The organism is Pseudomonas zeae (genome assembly GCF_014268485.2).
Lineage (GTDB): Bacteria > Pseudomonadota > Gammaproteobacteria > Pseudomonadales > Pseudomonadaceae > Aquipseudomonas > Aquipseudomonas neuropathica.
Genome location: NZ_CP077090.1, coordinates 5,376,982 through 5,399,655, shown reverse-complemented (window position 1 = coordinate 5,399,655; position 22,674 = coordinate 5,376,982). Strand labels below are relative to the sequence as shown.

21 protein-coding genes and 1 pseudogene are annotated in these 22,674 nt (G+C 59.3%); 11 read left to right on the top strand and 11 right to left on the bottom strand.

Features of this window, described 5'->3' with window-relative positions:
* Position 1: 1 nt before the first annotated feature.
* From nth to metG, 7 genes are all read right to left on the bottom strand, one after another.
* Positions 2-640, bottom strand: a complete 639-nt coding sequence (nth, locus tag HU754_RS23805; RefSeq protein WP_008079405.1) for an endonuclease III — start codon at positions 638-640, stop codon at positions 2-4.
* Positions 637-1,218 (bottom strand): Rnf-Nqr domain containing protein, encoded by a 582-nt coding sequence (locus HU754_RS23800; RefSeq protein WP_186622882.1) that lies wholly within the window; start codon positions 1,216-1,218, stop codon positions 637-639. Before HU754_RS23800 ends, nth begins: the two co-directional genes overlap by 4 nt.
* A complete protein-coding gene (locus HU754_RS23795; RefSeq protein WP_186622880.1) occupies positions 1,215-1,820 on the bottom strand; it encodes an RnfABCDGE type electron transport complex subunit G in 606 nt (201 codons plus the stop codon). Before HU754_RS23795 ends, HU754_RS23800 begins: the two co-directional genes overlap by 4 nt.
* Entirely contained in the window at positions 1,817-2,800 is a 984-nt protein-coding gene (locus HU754_RS23790; protein WP_186622878.1) for an RnfABCDGE type electron transport complex subunit D, read from the bottom strand. Before HU754_RS23790 ends, HU754_RS23795 begins: the two co-directional genes overlap by 4 nt.
* Positions 2,787-3,995, bottom strand: a complete 1,209-nt coding sequence (rsxB, locus tag HU754_RS23785; protein WP_186622869.1) for an electron transport complex subunit RsxB — start codon at positions 3,993-3,995, stop codon at positions 2,787-2,789. Before rsxB ends, HU754_RS23790 begins: the two co-directional genes overlap by 14 nt.
* Positions 3,992-4,561 (bottom strand): electron transport complex protein RnfA, encoded by a 570-nt coding sequence (locus HU754_RS23780; RefSeq protein ID WP_186622867.1) that lies wholly within the window; start codon positions 4,559-4,561, stop codon positions 3,992-3,994. Before HU754_RS23780 ends, rsxB begins: the two co-directional genes overlap by 4 nt.
* A gap of 131 nt (positions 4,562-4,692) precedes the next feature.
* Positions 4,693-6,744, bottom strand: a complete 2,052-nt coding sequence (gene metG, locus HU754_RS23775) for a methionine--tRNA ligase (RefSeq protein ID WP_186622865.1) — start codon at positions 6,742-6,744, stop codon at positions 4,693-4,695.
* Between the two features lie 225 nt (positions 6,745-6,969).
* On the opposite strand from metG, the gene apbC reads away from it, so the two are divergent.
* Positions 6,970-8,064, top strand: a complete 1,095-nt coding sequence (apbC, locus tag HU754_RS23770) for an iron-sulfur cluster carrier protein ApbC (protein WP_186622857.1) — start codon at positions 6,970-6,972, stop codon at positions 8,062-8,064.
* A 165-nt stretch (positions 8,065-8,229) separates the two neighbouring features.
* Here the strand turns inward: apbC and HU754_RS23765 are convergent, their stop codons facing one another.
* Positions 8,230-8,988, bottom strand: a complete 759-nt coding sequence (locus tag HU754_RS23765; RefSeq protein ID WP_053123391.1) for an SDR family oxidoreductase — start codon at positions 8,986-8,988, stop codon at positions 8,230-8,232.
* Positions 8,989-9,151: 163 nt separating this feature from the next.
* On the opposite strand from HU754_RS23765, the gene HU754_RS23760 reads away from it, so the two are divergent.
* The 5 genes and pseudogenes from HU754_RS23760 to HU754_RS29525 all read left to right on the top strand — a co-directional run.
* Positions 9,152-9,883 (top strand): HugZ family pyridoxamine 5'-phosphate oxidase, encoded by a 732-nt coding sequence (locus HU754_RS23760; RefSeq protein ID WP_186622855.1) that lies wholly within the window; start codon positions 9,152-9,154, stop codon positions 9,881-9,883.
* Positions 9,884-9,948: 65 nt separating this feature from the next.
* Positions 9,949-10,425 carry an FxsA family protein gene (locus HU754_RS23755; RefSeq protein ID WP_186622853.1) on the top strand — a complete coding sequence of 159 codons (477 nt, stop codon included), beginning with the start codon at positions 9,949-9,951 and terminating at the stop codon, positions 10,423-10,425.
* A gap of 260 nt (positions 10,426-10,685) precedes the next feature.
* The gene (locus HU754_RS23750) at positions 10,686-10,979 is read left to right on the top strand and encodes a co-chaperone GroES (RefSeq protein WP_007916610.1); all 294 of its coding nucleotides are present in this window, start codon (positions 10,686-10,688) and stop codon (positions 10,977-10,979) included.
* A gap of 50 nt (positions 10,980-11,029) precedes the next feature.
* Positions 11,030-12,676, top strand: a complete 1,647-nt coding sequence (gene groL, locus HU754_RS23745; RefSeq protein WP_093430563.1) for a chaperonin GroEL — start codon at positions 11,030-11,032, stop codon at positions 12,674-12,676.
* Positions 12,677-12,732: 56 nt separating this feature from the next.
* Positions 12,733-12,858, top strand: a pseudogene (locus tag HU754_RS29525) (metal ABC transporter ATP-binding protein); the annotation flags it as partial.
* A gap of 10 nt (positions 12,859-12,868) precedes the next feature.
* Here the strand turns inward: HU754_RS29525 and HU754_RS23740 are convergent.
* Both HU754_RS23740 and HU754_RS23735 read right to left on the bottom strand, forming a co-directional pair.
* On the bottom strand, positions 12,869-13,612 hold the full coding sequence (locus HU754_RS23740) for a phosphatase PAP2 family protein (RefSeq protein WP_093430562.1): 744 nt from the start codon (positions 13,610-13,612) through the stop codon (positions 12,869-12,871).
* A 54-nt stretch (positions 13,613-13,666) separates the two neighbouring features.
* A complete protein-coding gene (locus tag HU754_RS23735; protein ID WP_186622851.1) occupies positions 13,667-15,616 on the bottom strand; it encodes an LTA synthase family protein in 1,950 nt (649 codons plus the stop codon).
* Positions 15,617-15,818: 202 nt separating this feature from the next.
* Between HU754_RS23735 and colR the strand changes: the two genes are divergently transcribed.
* From colR to HU754_RS23710, 5 genes are all read left to right on the top strand, one after another.
* Positions 15,819-16,502, top strand: coding sequence for a two-component system response regulator ColR (colR, locus tag HU754_RS23730; RefSeq protein ID WP_186622850.1), 684 nt, complete (start codon positions 15,819-15,821; stop codon positions 16,500-16,502).
* The gene (locus tag HU754_RS23725; RefSeq protein ID WP_099757045.1) at positions 16,492-17,766 is read left to right on the top strand and encodes a sensor histidine kinase; all 1,275 of its coding nucleotides are present in this window, start codon (positions 16,492-16,494) and stop codon (positions 17,764-17,766) included. The genes colR and HU754_RS23725 overlap by 11 nt, the downstream gene beginning before the upstream one ends.
* Positions 17,767-17,927: 161 nt before the next feature.
* Positions 17,928-18,596, top strand: a complete 669-nt coding sequence (locus HU754_RS23720) for a class I SAM-dependent methyltransferase (RefSeq protein WP_116255106.1) — start codon at positions 17,928-17,930, stop codon at positions 18,594-18,596.
* A 4-nt stretch (positions 18,597-18,600) separates the two neighbouring features.
* Positions 18,601-19,317, top strand: coding sequence for a lipopolysaccharide kinase InaA family protein (locus HU754_RS23715; RefSeq protein WP_093430558.1), 717 nt, complete (start codon positions 18,601-18,603; stop codon positions 19,315-19,317).
* A 2-nt stretch (positions 19,318-19,319) separates the two neighbouring features.
* Positions 19,320-19,547, top strand: a complete 228-nt coding sequence (locus HU754_RS23710; protein ID WP_093430557.1) for a hypothetical protein — start codon at positions 19,320-19,322, stop codon at positions 19,545-19,547.
* A gap of 84 nt (positions 19,548-19,631) precedes the next feature.
* Here the strand turns inward: HU754_RS23710 and HU754_RS23705 are convergent, their stop codons facing one another.
* A complete protein-coding gene (locus HU754_RS23705; protein WP_186622848.1) occupies positions 19,632-22,667 on the bottom strand; it encodes a multidrug efflux RND transporter permease subunit in 3,036 nt (1,011 codons plus the stop codon).
* Positions 22,668-22,674 lie beyond the last annotated feature (7 nt).

The window sequence follows — 22,674 nt, the reverse complement described above, 5'->3', positions numbered from 1 at the left end:
GTCAATCGTCCGAAGTTTTGTCCTTGTACTCGCACAGGTCTTCGATCCGGCAACTGCCGCAGCGTGGCTTGCGGGCCAGACACACATAACGGCCATGAAGTATCAGCCAGTGATGAGAGTCGAGAAGGAATTCTTTAGGTACAAACTTCATCAGCTTCTTTTCCACTTCGACCACATTTTTACCCGGCGCAATGCCGGTGCGGTTGCTGACCCGAAAGATATGAGTGTCGACGGCCATGGTCAGTTGGCGGAAAGCCGTGTTGAGTACGACGTTGGCGGTCTTGCGACCCACTCCTGGCAGGGCTTCGAGCTCTTCACGGGTTTGCGGGACTTCGCTGCCATGGCGTTCGACCAGCAAGCGGCAGGTCTCGATGACGTTCTTGGCCTTGCTGTTGTAGAGGCCGATCGTCTTGATGTATTCGGATAGCCCCTCGACGCCCAAAGCGTGGATCGCCGCTGGCGTGTTGGCAACCGGGAACAGCTTTGCCGTGGCCTTGTTGACGCCGACGTCTGTCGATTGCGCAGAAAGAATCACCGCGATCAACAACTCGAACGGCGAGGAGTAGGCCAGTTCGGTCTTCGGTTCCGGGTTGTCTTCGTGCAGGCGGCGGAAAATCTCCAGGCGTTTTGCTGCATTCATGAGCGATGTGTTTCCTTGGATATCGAGTTCGGGCGAACTATCGCCTGACGCGCCGCCAGCAGCAGCGCCAACAAAATAAAAGCACCGGGGATCAACGTGATCAGGTGCAGCCCTTCGCCAAATACAACAAGACCTGGCCAGTGTTCGAACAGTCCCCGGCCGAGACTGCCGTGACCGACGAGTTCACGCAGCCCGGCGAGCCCGAGCAGCAATCCGCCGAACATGCCGCAGAGTTTGAGCCGCTCGATCCACGACTGCCGCCAGAAACCGTTGTGCTCCAGCACCACGCATTGCAAGGCGATCAGGCCGACATAGAGGCCGAAGGTTTGCTGCCAGGGCAGAAACCAGCGTTGCGCCAAAAGATCTGCGCAACTGGTGAGGGTCGCGGCGAGCAACACGCTGGCGAGCAACACGCTTTTTTCTGTGAGCCGTGGTCGCAAAGCAGTCATGCACAGGCCATACATGCCTGCGACAGTAGCGAACATCAATAATGTCCCCACACCACCTGCCAGTGAGTCACTGGTGCCAAGCAGCAATGTCAGCATCAAAGTGTTCGAGAGGACTGCTGATCGGTTCATGTTCCGCTCCCCAGCAGCGCGGCCCGATGTTCATCGAAGTAGCGCAGGGCATCATGGATCGCGCTGATGGCTGCGCGCGAGGTGATGGTCGCGCCAGCTATTTGATCAAATTGTCCCTGATCCTTTTTCAGCGCCCATCCCGCATCTGTCGGCTCCTTGCTCGATGTGCCGATAAACGACTGTAGCCAGGTATTCGGCCAGTCCCCCAGGTGCCCGCCGAGTCCTGGCGTTTCGCTTTGTTTAAGGGTTTTTACACCGAGCAATTTGCCGTTGGCATCGATGGCGATCAACAGTTCGATGGCGCCCGCATAACCCTGGGTCTGACTGTGCAGCAAGATTGCGACGGTCTGGCCGTGTTCGGTCGCGCGATAACCACCCGTCAAGGTGCTATGGCTCAAGTTCAAGTCTGCCAAGGCCAAAGGCTGCTCGAGCGGTTGATTGTCGTAGGCATCGAGTGGAAGCAGATCCAGCAGTTTGCGGCTTTCGATCAAGCGCTGCTCGCTGGCAATTTGCGCTGCAGAACTACGGTATAAAACATAAGTCGCAGCGACGCCGATGACCGCCAACAGCAGCACAATAGACGCGCTGGCCGTGCGATTCATGGGCGCACCTCTGACTGGCGGCTCGCGGCAAATCGCTCCAGCGCAGGCACGCAAAGATTCATCAGCAGCACTGCGAACGCCACGCCATCCGGGTATCCACCCCAGGTTCGAATCACGTAAGTCAGCAGCCCGACACTGCCTCCGAACAGCAGACGGGCAAGCGCGCTCTTAGCGCCAGAGACCGGTTCAGTGATGATAAAGAACGCCCCCAGCATGGTCGCGCCACTGAGCAGGTGAAACAGCGGTGACCCATGCGAGTCCGACCCGGAACCGTTCCAGCACAGCAGACTGATGACAAACAGGCTGACGAGCATGCCCACTGGCGCATGCCAACTGAAAACGCGGCGCTGCAGCAGAAACACCCCACCGGCGAGGAACGCCAGATTCACCCATTCCACTCCGTGTCCGCCCCATCGACCGAAGCCTGGATTGCTGGTGAACAGCTCGTCCATGGTCAGGCTTTTATTGATGCGCAGACTGTCCAGTACGGTGGCCTGGACCCAGGCATCCGGCGCCTGACCTGCGCCGAACACTTGTTGAAACGTTGCCGTCAGATCCAGGCCATGAGCCGGCCAATGGGTCATCGGTTGCGGGAACATCACCATGGCCAGGGCAAACCCGAGCATTGCCGGATTGAACGGGTTTTTGCCGACGCCGCCGTACACGTGCTTGCCGAACAGCAGACCCGCAGCCATGGCCGTTACCGTCAGCCACCAGGGGCAATAAGGTGGCAGGGCAGCAGCCAGCAATGTCGCGCTGACCAGCGCGCTGCCGTCGCTCAGCGCTGGCTGCAGGGGCTGTCGACGCAGGTGTAGGACCGCTGCTTCGACAATCAATGCTGTGGTGGCCGCCAGAATCAGATTGATCAACATCCCCCAACCGTACAGCCAGAACAGTGCGAGCAGCCCCGGCAAAGCGGCCAGCAGCACCAGCTTCATTGCCTGTTGCAGGCGATTGTCCGGTGCCTCAAGGGGCAACATGATCTTGCACCTGGCGCTCGGCGTCTTGCAGGCGGGCGCGGGCCTTGGCGAGGGTTTCGGTGGGCGTGTCGGCGCGCCGTTCGAGTTTGTTGAGGTCGGCGCGGGCGTAGGCCAATTCGGTTTTCAACTGGCGAAGCTGGCTGTCGACCGGGCGTTTTTCGACGCGCACCAGGTCAGGCAACGGCTGATCGCTTGTAGCTTCGGCGGCGTGCAGGGCCTGTTCGGCATCGCGCAGTGCTTGTTCCAGCGCGGCGATCTGTTCGGGCGCCACTTCGGCGGTTTGGGCTTTTTTCAGTTCGGCACGACGCATTGCCAACTGGATTTTTGCCCGTTTCAAGTCGGCATCTTTCGCCGGAGCCGTGACTGCCGGGGCAGGCGGTGCGCTGCTTTCAAGTTTCGCCAAGGCCTGCCCGGCCGCTTCGAACTGCTGCTGCAACACGATCAATTGTGCCTGCTGCTCGAACGTCGGTGGATGACCGAAGGCTTTCAGCGTTTTGTGCAGTTGCGCGCGGCTCATCGCTACATCGATTTTGGCTTTCTTCAGCGCCGCGTCTACGGTGGCGGCTTTCTGCGCACGCACGCGTTCCAGTGCCGCCTGCACCGGATCGGTCGCGGTCACTTGAGGCTGCGCCGCCCGTTTCGCTCGCGCTTCACGCTCAGCCTGTTTCTGTTGTTCTTCGCGGTGCAAGCGCTCGTTTCGGCGCTCGAAGCGTTGACGCGCGTGATCGCGTTTGGCCGCGCGCGCGCGCTGCTCGTCGAGACTGACGGCGAGGCCGCCCACCACCGGCAACGTGCCCGGCGACAATGGATGCATTTCGATGCAATCCACCGGGCACGGTGCGACACACAGATCGCAACCGGTGCACTCGTCGACGATGACCGTGTGCATCAGTTTCGCCGCGCCGACGATCGCGTCGATCGGGCAGGCCTGAATGCACTTGGTGCAGCCAATGCATTCGGCTTCACGGATAAACGCCACTTGCGGCGGTGCCGAGCCGCGACTGATGTCCAGTTCCAGCACCGGCACTTTCAACAGTTCAGCCAGCGCCGCGATGGTTTCGTCACCGCCCGGCGGGCACTTGTTGATCGGCTCGCCCTCGGCGATGCCTTGTGCGTACGGTTTGCATCCGGGATGGCCGCACTTGCCGCATTGGGTCTGCGGCAGGAGAGCATCGATGCGTTGAATCAGACTCATGTTTTGATCAGTCCACTGAATCCGAGAAAAATCACTGCGATCAGTCCGGCGCCGATCAGATCAATCGGCAGGCCACGAAAGGGCAGGGGAATATCGTTGTCGACCGTGCGCTCGCGTAAATCGCTGAAGAGGCTCAGCACCAGCCAGAAACCCAGCCCGGCGCCAAGACTTAGCGCTATTGCCTGCGGCAGGCCTTGATCGTTTTGCGCGTTGATCAGTGCCAGCCCGAGCACTCCGGCATTGCCCAGCAACAATGGCCATAGCCCGTCGAAAGGCAGACCGGGAAAGCCGCCGGACAACAGTTTCAGCAGCGGTGCGATCAGCAACACACTCAAGGGCAGAAACACGAACAGCCGCAGGGCTTCAAGATGAAGCGGCACCAGTAGCCAATGCCAGATCCCGTAAGCGGTTACGCCCACAACCAGCATCAGCCACAACGTCGCCAGTCCCAGCGCATGCACCTGGCGACGACTGCCCGCCAGCAGCGGATCGACGCCCAGGGGCCAGTGCAACACGAAGTTGTTAAGCAGCGCAGCACTGATAAGCGTAAGCACGAGTTCGGTCATGGTTCTGCCAGAGAAACGGTCGGCTATCTCATAAGGTTAGGCATTATCCGGCAGCTACGCAGGGTGGGCCAGATATGAAAAATCCCACCGGCATGCGGGGCACGCCGGTGGGATCGATTTGTTGCCGGGCCTTACTTGATGCGTTGACCCGGCTTGGCGCCGCTGTCCGGGCTCAGCAGGTAGATTTCTTCACCGCCAGGGCCGGCGGCCATCACCATGCCTTCGGAGATGCCGAACTTCATTTTCCGTGGCTTGAGGTTGGCGATCATCATGGTCAGGCGCCCGTCGAGTTTCGACGGATCCGGGTACGCGCTCTTGATCCCGGAGAACACGTTGCGTTGCTCGTCACCGATGTCCAGGGTCAGGCGCAGCAGCTTGTCAGCACCTTCGACGTGTTCGGCCTTGACGATCAGTGCGACGCGCAGGTCGATCGCGGCAAAGGCGTCGAAGTCGATTTCCGGCGACAGCGGATCCTTGGCCAGTTCGCCGTTGCCGGCCGGAGCGGCGGCGCCGGTGTCGGTCTGGCTGGCGGTCAGGTCTTCTTTCGAGGCGTCGCTCATGGCTTGCACTTTTACCGGGTCGATGCGGGTCATCAACGGTTTGAATTCGTTCAACTGGTGGTTGGCCAGCAGGGTGGTGTGGTCGTTCCAGGTCAGCGGGGCGACGTTGAGGAACGCCTCGGCATCGGCGGCCAGCAACGGCAACACCGGTTTGAGGAAGATCACCAGTTGGCGGAACAGGTTGATGCCGGTGGCGCAGATCGCCTGGACTTCATCCTGTTTGCCTTCCTGCTTGTTCAGCGACCACGGTGCCTTGTCGGCGATCCACGCGTTGGCGCGGTCGGCCAAGGCCATGGTTTCACGCATGGCGCGGGCGAAGTCGCGGGCTTCATAGGCGTCGGCAATGCTTGGCGCAGCGGCGAGGAAAGCCTCGGTCAGCTCTGGCGCAGCGTTTTGGTCAACCAGCAGGCCAGCGTTGCCTTTTTGAATGAAACCGGCGCAACGGCTGGCAATGTTGACCACTTTGCCGACCAGGTCGGAGTTGACCTTCTGCACGAAGTCTTCGAGGTTCAGGTCGAGGTCATCGACGCCACGGCCCAGCTTGGCCGCGTAGTAGTAGCGCAGGTATTCCGGCGACAGGTGATCCAGATACGTACGGGCCTTGATGAAGGTGCCGCGCGACTTGGACATTTTCTGGCCGTTGACGGTCAGGTAGCCGTGCACGTTGATGCCGGTCGGCTTGCGGTAGCCGGCGCCTTCAAGCATCGCTGGCCAGAACAGCGCGTGGAAGTTGACGATGTCCTTGCCGATGAAGTGGTACAGCTCGGCGGTGGAATCCTTGGCCCAGAACGCGTCGAAATCCAGCTCCGGCGTGCGGTCGCAAAGGTTCTTGAAGCTGGCCATGTAACCGATCGGCGCGTCCAGCCACACGTAGAAATACTTGCCCGGCTCGCCCGGAATCTCGAAACCGAAGTACGGCGCATCGCGGGAGATGTCCCACTGCTGCAGGCCGGCGTCCAGCCATTCGGCGATCTTGTTGGCCACGGCGTCTTGCAGTGTGCCGCTGCGGGTCCAGGTCTGCAGCATTTGCTGAAAGTCTGGCAGTTTGAAGAAGAAATGCTGGGAATCCTTGAGCACCGGCGTGGCGCCGGAGATCGCCGACTTCGGATCCTTCAGATCGGTTGGAGCGTAGGTTGCACCGCATTTCTCGCAGTTGTCGCCGTACTGGTCTTCAGTGCCGCATTTCGGGCAGGTGCCCTTGATGAAGCGGTCGGCCAGGAACATTTTCTTTTCCGGGTCGAAATACTGGGTGATCGAGCGTTGGGCAATGTGCCCGGCGTCACGCAGCTTGATGTAGATCTGGCTCGACAGCTCACGGTTTTCTTCGGCGTGAGTGGAGTGGAAGTTGTCGAAATCGACCAGGAACTCGGCAAAGTCGGCGCTGTGTTCAGCCTGTACATTGGCGATCAGTTGTTCCGGGGTGATGCCTTCCTTTTCCGCGCGCAGCATGATCGCCGAACCGTGGGCGTCGTCGGCGCAGACATAAATGCACTGGTTGCCGCGATGCTTCTGGAAGCGCACCCACATATCGGTCTGGATATATTCCAGCATATGGCCAAGGTGAATCGAACCGTTGGCGTAGGGCAGGGCGCTGGTGACGAGGATCTTGCGTGGTTCGGACATGTGGGGCTTCGCTACTTGATGAAACGGAGGTCGGCCACTATAAAGCGCTGGCGCATATTTTTCACCCTGTGCGCCTGTTTCATTGGATGAGCAGACGGAAAAAATCCCAGCCTGCGGCAGCTCCTGCAGATGTACGTCGATCTCCTGCAGGAGCTGCCGAAGGCTGCGATCTTTTTCAGGTACGATACCCGCCATCTATTCCCAGTCTTGTTATCGGAGTTGCCCATGAGCGCCGTCACTCGCGCAGCGGTGGAAGCCGTCCTCAGCCAATACACCGACCCCTACCTTAACCAGGATCCGGTCAGCGCCGGTTGCGTGAAGCACATCGAGATCGTCGGTGATCGCGTCAACGTGCAGCTGGAAATCGGTTACGCCGCCGGCCTGTTCAAGAGCGGCTGGGCGCAACTGCTGCAACTGGCCATTGAAAACCTCGACGGCGTGGTGATCGCCAAGGTTGAAGTGAACAGCGTGATCGCCGCGCACAAGGCGCAGGCGCAGATTCCCGGGCTGGCCAACGTCAAGAACGTGGTCGCCGTAGCGTCCGGCAAGGGCGGCGTGGGCAAATCGACCACCGCCGCCAACCTCGCCCTGGCCCTGGCCCGTGAAGGCGCCAAGGTCGGCATTCTCGACGCCGATATCTACGGCCCGAGCCAAGGCATCATGTTCGGCATTCCCGAGCGCACCCGTCCGGAGGTCAAGGACCAGAAGTGGTTTGTGCCGCTCAAGGCGCACGGCGTGGAAGTCATGTCGATGGCGTTCCTGACCGACGACAACACGCCGATGGTCTGGCGTGGGCCGATGGTTTCCGGGGCGTTGCTGCAACTGGTCACGCAAACCGCGTGGGGCGATCTGGATTATCTGGTCATCGACATGCCGCCCGGCACTGGCGATATCCAGCTGACCCTGGCGCAGAAAGTCCCGGTGGCTGGCGCGGTAATCGTCACCACACCACAGGATCTGGCCTTGCTCGACGCGCGCAAAGGCGTGGAAATGTTCCGCAAGGTCAACATTCCGGTGCTGGGCGTGGTGGAAAACATGGCCGTGCACATCTGCTCGAACTGCGGGCATGCCGAGCATCTGTTCGGTGAGGGCGGTGGTGAGAAGCTGGCGACCCAGTACTGCGTCGAACTGCTGGCTTCACTGCCGCTGTCGATGCTGATTCGCGAGCAGGCCGATGGCGGCAAGCCAACGGTGATTGCTGAGCCGGACAGCCAGATTGCCATGGTCTATCAGGAACTGGCCCGCCATGTCGGCGCGCGGATTGTGTTGCAGGAAGCGGCGACGCCGGCGATGCCGAACATCACCATCAGCGACGATTAAATCTATCTGTAAACGCCGGGCAAAACTGTGGGAGCGACGGTGCGACGATTCGACCTGCTCGCGAAAGCGGAGTGTCATTCAACTCATTAGTTGGCTGATCCACCGCATTCGCGAGCAGGTCGAATCGTCGCACCGTCGCTCCCACATTTGGTTTTGTAGTGTGGGTTAGATGCGCAGCCCGCCATCCATCTCCAGAATCCGCCCGGTGTAGTAGTCGTTTTCGAAAATATACGCCGCCGAATGGGCGATCTCTTCCGGCTTGCCCATGCGCTTGAGCGGAATCCCCGAAGTCATCTTCTCCAGCGCTTCCGGCTTCATGCCCAGGGTCATCTCGGTTTCAATGAAGCCCGGGGCAATCCCCGCCACACGAATGCCATATCGCGCCAGTTCTTTCGCCCATGTCACCGTCGCCGCCGCTACACCGGCCTTGGCCGCCGAATAGTTGGTCTGGCCAACGTTGCCTGCACGCGAGATCGACGAGATATTGATGATCGCGCCGCTGTTCTTCAGCTCGACCATTTTTGCCGCCACTTCACGGGTGCAGAGGAACACGCCGGTCAGGTTGACGTCGATGACGGCCTGCCACTGTGCCAGGCTCATCTTGGTCATTTCGCCGTCCTTGACCTTGAGCAGCAGGCCATCACGGAGGATCCCGGCGTTGTTGATCAGGCCGTGGATCGCGCCGAAGTCGGCGGCGACCTGGGCGACCATGTGCTCGACCTGCTCTTCATTGGCCACGTTGCACAGATAGCTGCGCGCCTCGACGCCCTTGGCTTTGCAGGCCGCGACCGCGTCGTCGAGTTTTTCCTGATTGAGGTCGACCAACGCGAGCTTGGCGCCTTTGCCGGCGAAATACTCGGCCATCGAACGGCCCAAACCCTGGCAACCGCCGGTGATAATGATTACTTTGTCGTTGAGTTGCATTCGCATGCCCCGATAGCAGTCTGAGTCGTTTTTGTTTTCAGCGACTCCCGATCTGCACCGGCCGTGGCTGGGTTGCACATGAGAGTTGCCCGCCGGCGTGACTGGGACTTGATCCCGGGCACCTGTCCGTTTTTTCGACGGATTCTATTTAAGGAGTCATAAATTGAGCGTTGAAGTGGCGAAGAATGCCCGAGAATTGCTTCTCAAGGAATACCGTGGAGTGCTGTCGACCCACTCCAAATCGATGCCCGGTTTTCCTTTTGGCTCCGTGGTGCCGTACTGCCTGGACGAGCAGGGCCGGCCGCTGATCCTGATCAGCCGCATCGCCCAGCACACCCACAACCTGCAAAAAGACCCGAAGTGCTCAATGCTCGTCGGCGAGCGCGAGGCTGACGACGTGCAAGCCGTGGGGCGGCTGACCTATCTGGCCGAAGCGCAAAAGCTCGAAGACGCCGCTGCCATCGAAGCCGCCGCCGAGCGTTACTACCGTTATTTCCCGGATTCGCAGAATTACCACAAGGCCCACGATTTTGACTTCTGGGTGCTGACCCCGGTGCGCCATCGCTATATCGGCGGTTTCGGCGCGATTCACTGGGTCGACCAACTGACGCTGGCCAACCCGTTCGCCGGCAAGGCTGAAATCAGCATGGTCGAGCACATGAACAGCGACCACGCCAAAGCCATCGCGCACTACGTCGACCTGGCCGGTCTGCCGAAAACCGTGCCGGCGCAACTGGCCGGGATCGACACCGAGGGCATGCACCTGCGCATCGGTCAGGCGTTGTTCTGGCTGCCGTTCCCGGCACCTTGTAATACGCCGACACAAGTGCGCGAAGCCTTGGTTTCTCTGGCTCACGCCGAGGTCTGGCCAAAAAATGAGGTGGCTGGTGCTTGAATTCACGAAAGGGCGACGTCATCTAAGGCTTACTGCAAGGCATTTCTTGCGTTGAGGAAACTTTGATGCGCCCTTTTCTGTTGCTCTTTCTGCTGTTTCCGGTGCTGGAGCTGTTCGTATTCGTCAAAGTGGCAGGGGCTATCGGGTTTTTCCCGGCCCTGCTGCTGATCATTGTCGGCTCGATGTTCGGCGTGTTCGTGCTGCGCGTCGCCGGTCTGGCCACTGCATTGCGTGCCCGTGAAAGCCTGAACCGCGGCGAATTGCCCGCACAAACCATGCTGGAAGGTTTGATGCTGGCATTGGCCGGTGGCCTGTTGATCCTGCCGGGCTTCATCAGCGACGTGGTCGGTCTGGTCATGTTGTTGCCAGTCAGCCGTCGATTGCTGGCGAACAAAATGCGCCAGCGCGCCGAAGAACAGGCCATGCGCCAGCGTGCGTTCGCCGACGACCTGCAACCCCGTGGCGGTCCTGCACCGCGCCAGCCTCTGGGCCGCGAGGGTGATGTGATCGAAGGCGAGTTCGAACATCGCGACTCCAAGTAACATCTGCATCGACACGGCACCTTCGGGTGCCGTGTTCGTTTATGGGCTGCTTTTGTGCAACACATCGGTGAAAAATTTTTCGCCTCGCCCTTGTAATCAGCTTATGCGCCCTTATGTATCGGTCACCGAAAGGTTTCCGGTATTTGAACCGGACAGACTTCCGCGGTTCGCTCGACGAATCGCAACCGGCGCAGGCCGGATTTGTTAAACCCGCCGGGACTACACCGGCCGATGAAAACCACAATTAGGAGAGATCGACAATGAAGCTTCGTCCTCTGCATGACCGCGTCGTAATCCGTCGCAGCGAAGAAGAAAAGAAAACCGCTGGCGGTATCGTCCTGCCAGGTTCGGCTGCTGAAAAAGCCAACCACGGTGTGATTCTCGCTGTAGGCCCGGGCAAAGCTCTGGAAAACGGCGAAGTGCGCGCACTGTCCGTTAAAGAAGGCGACAAGGTTGTGTTCGGTCCTTACTCCGGCAGCAACACAGTGAAAGTCGACGGCGAAGACCTGCTGGTAATGAGCGAGAACGAAATCCTCGCTGTTATCGAAGGCTGATAACCCCGTTCATTTTCCCGCTACTACAAAGTATTTAAGGAATATCGATCATGGCTGCTAAAGAAGTTCTGTTTGGCGATTCCGCCCGTAAAAAAATGCTCAAGGGCGTCAACGTCCTGGCTGACGCAGTAAAAGCGACCCTGGGCCCGAAAGGCCGTAACGTGATCATCGAGAAGAGCTTCGGCGCTCCGACCATCACCAAGGACGGCGTTTCCGTCGCCAAAGAAATCGAACTCGAAGATCGCTTCGAAAACATGGGCGCGCAGCTGGTCAAAGACGTTGCCTCCCGTGCCAACGATGACGCTGGTGACGGTACTACCACCGCTACCGTTCTGGCTCAGTCGATCGTCAACGAAGGCCTGAAAGCCGTCGCTGCCGGCATGAACCCGATGGACCTGAAGCGCGGTATCGACAAAGCGACCATCGCTATCGTCAAAGAGCTGAAGAACCTGTCCAAGCCATGCGCTGACACCAAGGCAATCGCTCAGGTAGGCACCATCTCCGCCAACTCCGACAACTCCATCGGCGACATCATTGCCGAAGCCATGGAAAAAGTCGGTAAAGAAGGCGTGATCACCGTTGAAGAAGGCACTGGCCTGGAAAACGAACTGTCGGTTGTTGAAGGCATGCAGTTCGACCGTGGCTACCTGTCCCCGTACTTCGTCAACAAGCCAGAGACCATGGTTGCCGAGCTGGACAGCCCGCTGATCCTGCTGGTCGACAAAAAGATCTCGAACATCCGTGAAATGCTGCCAGTGCTGGAAGCCGTTGCCAAAGCCGGCCGTCCACTGCTGATCGTTTCCGAAGACGTTGAAGGCGAAGCCCTGGCGACTCTGGTTGTGAACAACATGCGTGGCATCGTCAAAGTCGCAGCCGTCAAGGCGCCAGGCTTCGGCGACCGTCGCAAAGCCATGCTGCAGGACATCGCAGTTCTGACCGGCGGTACCGTTATCTCCGAAGAGATCGGCCTGAGCCTGGAAGCCGCTACCCTGGAAAACCTGGGCAGCGCCAAGCGTGTGACCATTTCCAAGGAAAACACCATCATCGTTGACGGTGCCGGTGCAGATTCCGACATCCAGGCGCGTATCGCTCAGATCCGTGCTCAGGTTGCTGAAACTTCCTCGGACTACGACCGTGAAAAACTGCAAGAGCGTCTGGCCAAGCTGTCCGGCGGCGTTGCAGTGATCAAGGTTGGCGCTGGTTCCGAAGTTGAAATGAAAGAGAAGAAGGCCCGCGTTGAAGACGCCCTGCACGCAACCCGTGCAGCCGTTGAAGAAGGCGTGGTACCTGGCGGTGGCGTTGCGCTGATCCGCGCTCTGCAAACCCTGGTTGACCTGAAAGGCGACAACGCTGATCAGGACGTGGGTATCGCTGTGCTGCGTCGCGCTGTTGAAGCACCGCTGCGTCAGATCGCTGCCAATAGCGGCGACGAGCCAAGCGTTGTCGTCAACGAAGTCAAGAACGGCAAAGGTAACTTCGGTTACAACGCTGCGACTGGCGAATACGGCGACATGATCGAAATGGGCATCCTGGACCCAACCAAGGTGACTCGTTCCGCTCTGCAAGCGGCATCGTCGATCGGCGGTCTGATCCTGACCACCGAAGCAGCAGTAGCTGACGCGCCGAAGAAAGACGGCGCTGCAGGCGGCGGCATGCCAGACATGGGCGGTATGGGTGGCATGGGCGGCATGATGTAAGCCAGCCTTACCCCTGTAACGCAAAACCCCGCTGGCGCAAGCCAGCGGGGTTTTTTATTGCCCAAATTTCAGCTTCACACCAATCCCCTGTGGGAGCGAGCCTGCTCGCAAAGGCGTCGGATCAGCCAACATTAATGTTGAATGACACACCGCATTCGCGAGCAGGCTGGCTCCCACAATTGGATTTATATGTCAGGCGCTGACCGGTTGTGCCTTGACCACGGCCTCGGTTTTCACCGCCGGGCGATACAGCACCCAATAATACGACCCCAGGCAAATCAGCCAGCAGAAAATCGCCGTCCACACGTTGTGCGAAAAGAAGTGCGCACCCTGCATCATCCGGCTGATCGAAAACACCGAACCCAGCGCAAAGGCAAAGATAAACGCCTGACGGGCCAGACGCGGACGGCGATCACGCAGGACAAAGAACAGCGCAAACAAGGTGAACCCCGTCGCCGCATGACCACCAGGCCAGCAACGGCCAGGTTTGTCGGTTTGTGGACGATGTTCCATCAGTTTGCTGTAGGTTTCATGGCCGCCAAATTGCTCCAGGCTCCATGGGCACTGCACCGCCGTTACGGCTTTGACCGGGGTGACGAACGAGGTCGCCAGGCCCAGCGACAGCACCAGACAACCCAGTTCGCGCTTGAACGGTTTCAGTCTGCCGACGAAGAACGAGCCGAGAAACCCCAGCACCGCAAACACCGAAAACGCGATCACCACCTGCTTGGCGCGATCGTGCAGGATGTCTTCCAGGAAAAAACTGTGGCGGCCAATGAAGTCGCCAGCCACCGGGTCATAGAACAACCGCGCCAGCACCATGTCCAGGTCGGTCATTTCCAGCAGAATCAGGCTTATCGCCGCGATGATTGGAATACCCAGATACAGCCACAGATTCAGCGGGCGAGGGGTAGGGCGTACAACACTTGATGACATGTCGGATCCTGAACAAAAGAAAACGCCCCGGGGCATCAGCCCGGGGCGTTTCAATTAACGTTCGCTGACTTGTGGAACACCCTCCTTGGGTGCTTTCCAGGCAAGCAGCTGTTGCTTGAAGCCATAACTGGCGGTTTGGTAATAGGTGATGGCGCGGCTGATCAACGGATCATCGCTGGAGGCCCGCGATTCGCGGCTCTCGGTCAGCGCATCGTCATGCCGACGCAAGCCTTGGCGCGGGCTGAGGATCGCCAGATTCTTGCCGTCAAACAGGCCCAGATGCTGGTAGTTGCCGACCACGACGCGTGGTGGCAGCGGGTTGTCCTGCAGCAGGTTGCGCCCGAAGAACGTCGACTCGTAATCCATGTTCAACAAGCCCAGCAGCGTCGGTGCCAGGTCGATCTGGCTCGCCAGTTGGCCATTCTCGCGAGGCTCGATCAGCTTCGGTGCATAAATGAACAGCGGAATTTGATAGTTGGCAATCGGCAAGTCTTCTTTACCGGCGCTGCCCGCCGTGTGATCGGCGACGAAGATGAAGATCGTGTTGTCGAACCACGGTTTTTGCCGCGCCTGGTCGAGGAACTGGCCAATCGCATAGTCGGTGTATTTCACCGCGCCATCGCGACCGTTACCGGATTTGATGTCGATCCGGTCGTCCGGGTAGGTGTAGGGACGATGGTTGGAGGTGGTCATCAACTGCAACAGAAACGGTTGCTGTTTGGCATAGTCGGCATCGGCCAGCTTCAGCGTCTGTTTGTACAGATCCTCGTCGGCCATGCCCCAGGCGTTCTTGAAGTGAATCTCGGTTTCATCAACGCTGCTCTGGTCGACCACCCGATAGCCGTTGCCACTGAAGAACGCGTTCATGTTGTCGAAGTAGCCGCGGCCACCGTAAACGAACACGCTGTCGTAACCCACCGCGCTGAGTTGCTGGCCAAGGCTGGCAAAACCGCTCTCGCGACCGATACGCTTGACGATCGAACGCCCCGGGGTTGGTGGGATGGCCAGTGTGATGGCTTCCAGGCCGCGGTCGGTGCGGGTGCCGGTGGCGTAGAAATTGCTGAAATACAGGCTCTGTTTACGCAGCGCATCCAGATTGGGCGTCAGGTCGCGTTTGTCGCCGTTACTGCCCAGGTATTTGGCGCTGAGGCTTTCGATGGTGACCAGGACGATGTTGGGTGTACGCGCAGTGCCGGGATTATCGATCATCCGGCGGATGTCCTGTGGGTCCTGACCGATGAAGCGCGCGTTGGGCTCGCTCAGTTCGGCGCGAATCTGTCGGGCGACCACCTCGGGCGTGTGGCTGCTGTAGAACTGCGTGTAATCCAGTTCGTTGTTCCGGAACGCGGCGAAGAACTGATACGGGCCGTTGCTGGCCAGTTCGTTCTGATAGGCATTGCCACCTTGCGCACGTGGCGCATCCTGGCTGAGCAGTTGCAGGCTCAGACCGGCAATGATCAACAGCCCCAGGGCATTGAGCAGGCGCCCACGCAGCGGCGGCAATGGCGCATTCAGCGCGGCATTGAACGGCTTGCGCAGGGCAAAACCGAGCGCGACGGCCAGCAATGCCAGAATGCTCAGCAGCGTGCCGATCGGGTAAGACTCCAGCACGTTGTTCAGCACTTCGTCGGAATACACCAGATAGTCGACCGCGATGAAGTTGAAGCGCACACCGAACTCGTCCCAGAACAGCCACTCGGCCACCGCCACGAACAGCATGGCGAACAGGCTGACGGTCAGCAGCCCTTGCAGAAACCAGCGATGGCCACGGCGGCGCCACAGGGCCGGCGGGCAGAGCAGCAGGTACAGGCCCATCGGCAACGCCGCATAGGCAAGAAACCCCAAGTCATACAGCAAGCCGATGCCAAACAGCGAAAGCGTGCCACCGCCGGCCTCATCCAGATGAGTCAGCAACAGAACGGTTCGAGTCAGGAGAAATACCAGCAGCCACACACCGGTGACCAGCAACAGAAGGCGCATGGGCGCCGTCTTGAAAAAGTCCATTGTCCACTTTCCTTATATCAATGGCGCGAGAGTGTCGCGGTGTCACTGTAGTCAGGTTGTGAACCGATAGTGAAAAACTTGTTAAGGTTTGATTTTGCCTGTGAGAGTCGCTTCAAGAGGCTCTCAGCCCTAGCTCTGAGCTGAATCTGGCCTTAAGCTGCGCGGGCCAAGACGGCCGTTACCCCGTACGGAGGAGGTGCCCATGCGAATTTTATTGGTCGAAGACAACCGCGACATCCTGGCTAATCTGGCCGATTATCTGGGCCTCAAAGGCTATACCGTCGATTGCGCCCAGGACGGTCTGTCGGGCCTGCACCTGGCGGCCACCGAGCATTACGACCTGATCGTGCTCGACATCATGTTGCCCGGCATCGATGGCTACACCCTGTGCAAACGTCTGCGTGAAGACGCTCGTCGGGACACGCCGGTGATCATGCTGACCGCTCGCGATCAACTGGACGATCGTCTCCAGGGTTTCAAGTCCGGGGCTGACGATTACCTGGTCAAACCCTTCGCCTTGTCCGAGCTGGCCGCGCGCGTCGAAGCAGTGATGCGGCGGACCCAGGGTGGCGGGCGCCGGTCGCTGCAGGTCGGTGATCTGAGCTACGACCTCGACACGCTCGAGGTTACCCGCGAAGGCAAACTGCTGAAACTCAATCCGGTCGGCCTCAAGCTGCTGGCGGTGTTGATGCAGAAGAGCCCGCACGTCCTGCGCCGGGAAATTCTCGAAGAAGCGCTGTGGGGCGATGATTGCCCGGACAGCGACAGCCTGCGCAGCCACGTCCACCAATTGCGTCAGGTGATCGATAAACCGTTTGCCAAGCCATTGCTGCAAACCGTGCACGGCGTCGGTTATCGCTTGGCCGAGGGCCGCGATGGAGTTTAAGCAAAGCCTTTCCCAGCGGATCATCATTGCCTTTGCGCTGATGAGCGCGCTGGTCGCGGGGGCCTTTGCCATGGGCATCGTCGCGACCGTGCACCTGGTGGAAGAAAAACTGATTTCGGCGGGGTTGGGCGGCGATCTGCAACGGCTTCTGCTGATGGACAACGTTTCGGACTGGAGCCATCGCCCGGAACCCGACCAGTTGTTCTATTTCAGTGGCGGCCCGGGCGATTTCGAGCTGCCCAAGGACCTGCGTCACCTCGATGCGGGTTTCCATGAAGTGTTCCGCGAGCAGCTGTCGTATCACGCGATGGTCGAAGTCGTCGACGGTCGGCGTTATGTGCTGCTGCAGGATCAAAGCGATTTCGAAGAGCGCGAGCGGGTGCTGTTTGCCGTGGTACTGGTGGGCTTTGTGCTCAGCCTGGCCCTGGCGGTGTTCCTCGGTTGGGTGCTGGCGCGCAAGGTAATGGCGCCGGTGGTGCGCCTGGCCCGGCAGGTTCGCCATCGCGATCAGTTGCTTGGTCTGGCGCCGCCGCTGGCACCGGATTACGCGGCAGACGAAGTAGGCGAACTGGCGGTGGCGTTCGATGCCACGCTGGGGCGTCTGCGTCAGGCGCTGACACGTGAAAGATTGTTCACCAGCGATGTCAGTCACGAGTTGCGCACGCCGTTGATGGTATTGGCCAGCTCCTGTGAGCTGCTGATGGAAAACCCGGCCATCGATCAGCGTGGGCGCAATCAGGTCGAGCGCATTGCCCGGGCCAGTGAGGAAATGCGCGAGCTGGTGCAGACCTTCCTGATGCTCGCCCGCTCTCAACGCGAAGATGCTGGTTCGGCGCCGCAACAGAATCTCGCTCAAGTCGCGGACAGCTTGTTGTGCGTGTGGCGTGAGCCGATCGAAAGCAAAAGGCTGACCTTGCAGTTCGAGCCGGGAAATCCGCCGACCACGTGCTACAACGCAACGTTGTTGACCGCGGTGATGGGCAACCTGTTGCGCAACGCTTGTCACTACACCGAGAAGGGCTTCATTCGCCTGACACTGACGACCAACGGCTTTGTGGTGGAAGACTCCGGTGTCGGCATTCCGGAAGAAAAACGCGAAGCCATGTTCGAGCCTTTCGTGCGTGGCAGCGAAAAGCGCGGCGAAGGCCTGGGGTTGGGATTGTCGCTGGTGCAGCGGATCTGCGAGAACCAGGGCTGGACTGTCAGCCTGAGCACGATGGAACCCAATGGCTGCCGCTTCGAGGTGGATCTGGGCAAAATCTGACGCACGGAGTGGCTCGATGCTACTCCCTCCTTCCTGTCTAATTCCTGTATAACGCTGTAATAATTTGTCTGTTTACCGGACATTTTTTTCACAAATGGATGACCTGACGCTGACACGCCGCTCCTTAAGGTGGTGACATCAGCAATTCAGGAGTCCAGGTGATGGCCGGTCCGATCAAACTCGATTTTTCCGAGAAGTACGACGATCAACACGCGCAGAAATACCTGCGCAAGCACAAAGAAAGCCTTGGACGGCGTCTCTCCCACTGGCGTGACGAACAGCTGGCCCGCAAGGCGCTGGCGTCGGTGGGTGAACCGGGACTGGTGCTGGATCTGCCTTGCGGTGCCGGGCGTTTCTGGCCGTTGTTGGGCGAAAAGGCCAACCGGGTGATTATCGGCGCGGACAATTCCGAGTCGATGATCAAGACGGCCATGGAGTCGCAACCGGCGGATGTAGTGAAACGGGTACAACCCTTGCACACCTCTGCCTTCGACATTGCCTTGCCTGACAACGCCGTCGACAGCATTTTCTGTATGCGTCTGCTCCACCACATCGGTGAAGCCGAGCATCGCCGGGCGATTCTGCGCGAATTCGAGCGCGTTACCCGGGACAGTGTGATCGTTTCGCTGTGGGTTGATGGCAATTTCAAAGCCTGGAAACGCCAGCGAGCCGAGCGCAACCGTGACAAACGCGAGTATCAGAATCGCTTTGTGTTACCGGCCGCTACGGTGGAAAAGGAGTTCGAGGAAGCAGGTTTTCGGATTCAGGAACAACTGGACTTTATTCCGCTCTACGCCATGTGGCGGGTTTACGTATTACGCAAGAGGTAACAGGATGGCAGTGCAATTTGCAGCAGAAACGGATGTCGCTCCGCAAGATCGCTTTGACTTTTACTGGAACCAGCGCGGCGAGTGGGTGGAAGAACCCAACGTTCGACGTGGCGGGGAAAGTGGCGTGCAAAGGGTCGTGGGGCGCGATGGTCAACTGCTGTATGCCAAGCGCCAGACCGGTCACATCTATCGCAGTTGGTTGCACCCTTTTGGCCGTCCTACTGTTTTGCGTGAACTTGATGCGCTGACCGGCGTGAGCAAGCTCGGTGTGCGCGTGCCGCAAATCGTTTTCTGCGGCGCTCAGCCTGATCCGCAGCACAAATGGCGCGCTCTGCTGGTCACCAAGTCCCTGGACGGTTTCCAGGAACTGGAACATTGGCTGGCAGCCGCCGGCGGTCGCGATCAGTGCGGTGATGTGGTTTATGAGCGCGTGCTCAAGGACCTCGCCGAGAACCTGGCGCGCATGCACAAGGGCCGTTGGCAGCACAGCTGCATCTACATCAAGCACGTGTTTGTGCGTGTGACGGGCGAAGGCGAGTCGGCCAAGGTCGAAGTCGCGTTGATCGATCTGGAGAAATGCCGCCAGCGTCTGACCGCCTATCGCGCCGCTTCCCACGACATGAAGCAATTGCGCCGCCATTCGTCGTTCCGCGACACGGACTGGAAAAAACTCGTCTACTTTTATGAGACGGCGTTTGGCAGCGCTATCAAAGGTTTATAGCGATGAAACTAGAAATTGCACGAGGTTTGTTTTTGGTTGGAGCCTTGGCAGTTGCGTCATTGGCGGTGGCTGCCTGGGAGCAGCCCCGCATGCAGGTAGTGGGCTCGTCCGTAGACGACGCCCACTGCGCAGTCCCACGGGTGGCAAAAGCCTCCGTGGCGACCAAACCCGATCATGATCTGTTGTTGTTCATGTTCGGACTTTCTCAAGGGATGAGGCCGCAGAGTTGAACCGATTGAAGCCCACATAAAAGGCCTCGCAGATGCGAGGCCTTTTTTTATGCGCGGATTTTGTGGATTCACTCCCACACAGGGTTACGCTGTTTGTTTGGGATCGGGTTTCGCCAGCAGGGTGTAAACGCACGGCAGCACAAACAGCGTAAACAACGTGCCAATCGACATCCCCGTGGCAATCACCATGCCGATATCAAACCGACTGACCGCGCCGGCACCCGTGGCGAGAATCAACGGCACCATGCCAAACACCATCGCCGCCGTGGTCATCAACACCGGTCGTAAACGAATCGCTGCCGCTTCCTCAACGGCTTCACGCGCCGTCAGGCCTTTGTCCTTGCGCAACTGGTTGGCGAACTCGACGATCAGAATCCCGTGTTTACTGATCAGCCCGATCAGCGTCACCAACCCGACCTGGGTATAGATGTTCATGCTCGACCAGCCGAGGAACAGCGGTATCAGCGCGCCGCAGATCGACAACGGCACCGTCACCAGGATCACCAGCGGATCGCGGAAGCTTTCGAACTGCGCCGCCAGCACCAGAAAGATAATCGCCAGCGCCAGCGCGAAGGTTACCCACAGGGCACTGCCTTCCTGCACGAACTGGCGTGAGGCGCCGCCGTAGTCGAAAGCAAACCCGGCCGGTGCTTCCTCGCGGGCAATCTGCAACACGGTGTCGATGGCTTCACCCATGCTCACCAACGGGAAACCGGAGATCTTCGCGGCGTTAAGTTGCTGGAACTGATTGAGCTGGCGCGGTCGTGCGCGGTCGCTGACCTTGATCAGCGTCGACAGCGGCAATAACTCGCCCTGAGTGTTTTTCACGTAGTAGTTGTTCAGCCAGTCCGGGTTATCGCGATAGGGGCGCTCGACCTGGGCAATGACCTTATAGCTGCGCCCATCAATGGTGAAACGGTTGATTTCCGCCTCGCCCAACAGCGTCGCCAGCGTACCGCCGAGATCCTGCATCGACACGCCCATCTGCGCTGCTTTGGCGCGGTCGATATCGACTACCACCTCGGGTTTGTCGAACGCCAGATCGAGGTCGACGAAAGCGAACTTGCCCGATTCCATCGCGCGCTTCTTGATCCGGTCAGCCACTTGCAGCAGCAGTTCATAGTCGTTGGCGGTGTTGACCACGAACTCGAACGGCAAGCCTTCACCGGTGCCGGGCAGGGAGGGCAGGTTGAAACCAAAGATCTGCAAGCCCGGAATGCCTTCCAGTTTGCCTTGTACCTCGGGGAGGATTTGCATCTGCGTGCGACTGCGCTCATTCCACGGCTTGAGCAGGAAGCCGCCGATCCCCGCCTGTACACCGTTGTAGCCGTTGATCTGGAACGAGGAGTAGTACTCCGGGAACTCTTTGAAGATCTTGATGAATTCGTCGGTGTAGGTGCTCAGGTAATCGAGGTTGGTTGGCTGCGGCGCAGTGGCCATCATGAAAATGATGCCCTGATCTTCGTCCGGGGCCAGTTCCGATTTGGTGAACTTGAGGAACACCGGGATCAGGCACAACACGATCACTGCGAACACCAGCACCACCGGCCGCGTGTTCAGCGTGCCGTGCAGCATGCTCTGATAGCGGCGCTTGAGGCCGTCAAAAATGCGGTCGAGGCGATGCGCGAGGCCGCTGGGATTTTCCTCGTGGCGCAGCAAAAACGCGCACATCATCGGCGACAGGGTCAGGGCGACGATTCCGGAAATCACCACGGCGCCGGCCAGGGTCAGCGCAAACTCCTTGAACAACGCTCCGGTCAGCCCGGTGAGGAAACCGATCGGCGCATACACCGCCGCCAGGGTGATGGTCATCGACACCACCGGCATGGCGATTTCCCGTGCGCCTTCCAGCGCCGCATCAAACGGCGTCTTGCCTTCCTCGATATGCCGGTGAATGTTTTCCACCACGACAATCGCATCGTCCACCACCAGACCGATGGCCAGCACCATCGCCAGCAGCGTCAGCAGATTCATCGAGTAACCCATCATCTGCATGAAGAACATCACGCCGATCATCGACAGCGGAATGGTCACCACCGGGATTAGCACCGAGCGCAATGCGCCGAGGAACAGGAACACCACGACGATGACGATCAGCACCGCCTCGAACAGGGTTTTTACCACTTCATCGATCGAGGCCTGGATAAACAGCGTGGCGTCGTAGGCGATCTCGCTTTTCAGGTTCGGCGGCAGTTGCGCTTCCAGCTCGGGCATCAGCTTGCGCACTTCCTTGATCACGTCCAGCGGGTTGGCGCCCGGGGTGGCCTTGATGCCGATGTACACCGACGGCGTGCCGCCAAACGAGCTGATCGAATCGTAGTTTTCCGCGCCCATTTCCACCCGCGCGACATCACTCAGCAACACGCGGCTGTCGCCACTGACCTTGAGCGGAATCGCCGCGAAGGCTTCAGCGGATTTCAGTTCGGTGTTGGCGTTTATGCTGGTGACCACATACTCGCCTTTCACTTCGCCGGCGGCGGAGAGGAAGTTGTACTGGCGCACGGCGTTGGTCACATCGCTGGCGCTGAGGCCGAAACCGGCGAGTTTCACCGGGTCGAGCCACAAGCGCATGGCGAACACCTGATTGCCGAGAATCTCCGCCTCGGCCATGCCCGGCAAGGTCGCCAGTTTTGGCTGGATCACCCGTGACAGGTAGTCGGTGATTTGCGGGTTGCTCAAGTCCTTGCTGAAGAAACTGATGTACATCAGCGCCGAGGCGTCGGCGGACTCCTTGCTCAGCACCGGGTCTTCGGCGTCCTGTGGCAGCTTGTTTTTCACCTCGTTGGCTTTGGCCAGCAGTTCGGTGAACAGACGGTCGGTGTTGGAACCGATACGGGCGTAAATCGAAATCACCGAGAAGTTCTGCCGGCTGACCGAAGTCATGTAGTCGATGCCCTCGGCGCTGGCGAGGCTCTGCTGCATCGGCTGGGTGATGTAGCCCTGAATGGTTTCGGCGTTGGCTCCGGGATAAGCGGTGGTCACCGTGATCAGGGCGTTTTCCATTTGCGGGTATTGGCGCAGCGGCAACTTGCTCCAGGCCTGAAAGCCCAGCAGCACAATCAACAGGCTGACCACGGTGGCGAGCACCGGGCGGCGAATGAACGGATCAGTAAAAGCCATGGGATTT